Origin of the sequence: Salinivibrio sp. MA427 (assembly GCF_001996115.1) — a bacterium.
Classification (GTDB): Bacteria; Pseudomonadota; Gammaproteobacteria; order Enterobacterales; family Vibrionaceae; genus Salinivibrio; species Salinivibrio costicola.
Map to the genome: position 1 here is coordinate 1 of NZ_MUFH01000261.1, position 3,562 is coordinate 3,562.

Below are 3,562 nucleotides of genomic sequence, written 5' to 3' on the forward strand. Positions count from 1 at the left end.
TACCAATAGAACGGTTTATACCCTGCTCATCAGGGGTTACCTCTAAGTAATTGGTCATAATAATACAGTCCGTCTATTTGCTTTCTAAGTTGTCTATTGTATTGAAAATCAAGTTTTTTACTAGATACTCACTCATACCCCTTTATGGGTAGTTGTCTGTTTTTTGCTGTTTTTACCGTATTGCATAATACCTGCACTTGACGTCTACTTATATACACAGAGTACATTCGAAAACGAGTTTAGGATTAGTCGCAGTTTAACGTATCACGTTAACCGTTTACTAGTTAAGCCATCGAAAAGGAGTCAGGCATGAGCCACTTTCTAAATCGGCTACGTTATTTTACCCAGAAAAGAGAAAACTTTTCTGAAGGTCATGGCGTGACAACGCAAGAGCCCCGCCAGTGGGAAGACAGTTATAGGCAACGTTGGCAGCATGATAAGGTTGTACGTTCAACTCACGGCGTCAACTGTACCGGTTCATGCAGTTGGAAAATCTATGTCAAGAATGGACTTGTAACGTGGGAAACGCAACAAACCGATTATCCTAGAACTCGTCCTGACCTTCCTAATCATGAGCCTCGAGGTTGCCCACGCGGTGCGAGTTATTCATGGTACATATATAGTGCGAATAGACTTAAATACCCCAAAATTCGTAAGCGCTTAATTAAACTATGGCGTGAAGCAAAAAAGCAGCATGCCAACCCTGTAGACGCTTGGGAGTCAATTGTTACTAATCCCACAAAAACACGAGAATATAAAGAAAAACGTGGTATGGGTGGGTTCGTTCGCGCGCACTGGGATGAAGTCTACGAAATCATTGGTGCGTCTAATGTCTACACGGCCAAAGAGTATGGGCCCGATCGTATCTTTGGATTCTCGCCTATCCCAGCGATGTCGATGATTTCATATGCGGCAGGTGCACGTTATCTGTCATTAATCGGTGGTAATTGCTTAAGTTTCTATGACTGGTATTGCGACCTTCCTCCTGCATCACCGCAAGTTTGGGGAGAGCAAACTGATGTCCCCGAGTCAGCGGATTGGTACAACTCAAATTATATTATGTGTTGGGGGTCGAATGTTCCACAAACACGCACACCCGACGCTCACTTCTTAACTGAAGTGCGATATAAAGGGACGAAAGTAATTGGCATTACCCCTGATTATTCTGAGGTGGCTAAACTTACCGATCAATGGTTAGCACCCAAGCAAGGAACTGACGCCGCACTAAGCATGGCATTCGGACATGTCATTCTTAAAGAGTTTTATGTCAACAAAACAACACAGTATTTCGATGATTATGTACGACGTTATTCGGATATGCCAATGCTCGTCATGTTGGAACCGTCCGAAAAAGGAGGTCTGCAGCAAGGGAGGTTCCTTCGTGCGAGTGACTTGGATGACAAAGCTGGACAAGACAATAACCCCGAGTGGAAAACCATTGCAATTGATGAGTCATCAAATATGCTCACGTCGCCGAAAGGCTCGATTGGCTATCGATGGGGGGAACGCGATGCTAAATGGAATCTTGAGCAACGTGATGGTGCAACGAATCGTGATGTGAAACTCCGCCTGAGCTTAAAAGATGATCACGATGAGATTATTACCGTAAATTTCCCATATTTTGGGGGCAATGAACATGAACTTGGCTACTTCCAACATACAGTTCATGATGAAGTAACAACGCATCGTATCCCGGCTAAAAAGATCAAGCTTGCCGATAAGTCGGAAGCTTGGGTCACTACTGTATTTGACTTAACGCTTGCTAACTATGGTGTTGACAATGGATATGATGATCCGAATTGCGCACAATCCTATAGCGATAATCTTGCCTATACGCCAGCTTGGCAGGAACAAATAACAGGCGTTCCCCAAAATGATGTGACTAAAATTGCAAATGAATTTGCTGACACTGCAGCAAAAACACGTGGTCGTTCCATGATCATTGTCGGTGCTGGTTTGAATCACTGGTACAACATGGACATGAACTATCGTGGTTTAATCAATATGCTAATCATGTGCGGTTGTATTGGACAAAGCGGTGGTGGTTGGGCTCACTATGTAGGTCAAGAAAAACTTCGTCCACAAACAGGTTGGCAGCCTTTAGCATTTGGTTTGGATTGGAGTCGCCCACCTCGTCATATGAATGGCACATCCTTCTTTTATGCACATTCTGATCAGTGGCGTTATGAAAAGCTACATATGAGTGAAATTGTCTCTCCTTTATCTAATAAAAAAGATTGGGAGGGCTCGATCATAGACTTTAATTCACGTGCAGAACGCATGGGTTGGCTGCCGTCAGCGCCACAGTTGAGTAAAAATCCCTTGAAGGTGTGCCGAGATGCACATGAGCAAGGGCAAGATCCGGTAGATTATACGGTGGATCAATTAAAAGCAGGAAGCTTAGAATTTGCCTGTTTAGATCCTGACAATCCAAAAAACTATCCTCGAAACATGTTTATCTGGCGGTCTAATTTACTTGGATCTTCAGGGAAAGGTCATGAATATATGCTTCGTCACCTTCTGGGCACCAAGCACGGCTTGCTTGGTAAAGACTTAGGCGAGGAAGGGGAAGAGAAGCCTGAAGATATAAAATGGCGTGATAGTGCACCTGAAGGAAAGATTGATCTTTTAGTTACACTAGACTTCAGAATGTCTACAACTTGTTTGTATTCAGATATTGTTCTACCTACCGCAACTTGGTATGAAAAGGACGATTTGAATACGTCCGATATGCATCCATTTATTCATCCTTTATCTAAAGCTGTGGATCCTGTTTGGCAATCAAAAAGTGATTGGGAAATTTTCAAAGGGATTGCAAAATCTTTCTCCCAACAGTGCGAAGGACACTTAGGTGTAGAACAAGATATTGTCACCGTGCCTATGCAACATGATACTCCTGGTGAACTAGCCCAGCCATTCGACATTAAGGCGTGGTGGAAAGGAGAGTGTGATCTCATTCCTGGCAAGACAGCGCCAAATATGATGATGGTGGAGCGAGATTATCCGAATACCTATGCAAAGTTCACGTCATTAGGACCACTCCTGGATACACTAGGAAACGGTGGTAAGGGGATTAATTGGAATACACAAGACGAAGTTAAATTCTTAGGTGAGTTGAATAAAAAGCACATTAAACCAGGTGTTAACCAAGGCAGACCAAAAATTGAATCAGCCATTGACGCAGCAGAAGTCGTTTTATCATTAGCGCCGGAGACAAATGGACAAGTAGCTGTCAAGGCTTGGGAGTCAATTAGTAAAGTTACCGGTCTTGATCATACTCACTTAGCCAAGCCTAAAGAAGAAGAGAAACTTCGATTTAGAGATATTGTCGCGCAACCACGTAAAATTATTAGCTCACCGACTTGGTCCGGGTTAGAAGACGAGCATGTTTCTTACAATGCTGGGTATACCAATGTTCACGAGCTAATTCCTTGGCGTACGATTACAGGTCGGCAACAATTTTATCAAGATCACCAATGGATGCGTGATTTTGGTGAAATGCACTGTCTTTATAAGCCGCCGGTCAACCTGAAAACCACGCAAAATGTGCAGGGTATGAAGC

1 protein-coding gene is annotated in these 3,562 nt (G+C 43.4%); it reads left to right on the top strand.

Translation table 11 applies throughout. The features are described from left to right. Positions 1-309 precede the first annotated feature (309 nt). The coding region (locus BZG79_RS12940) for a nitrate reductase subunit alpha (protein WP_077774597.1) at positions 310-3,562 on the top strand (3,253 nt) is incomplete at its 3' end.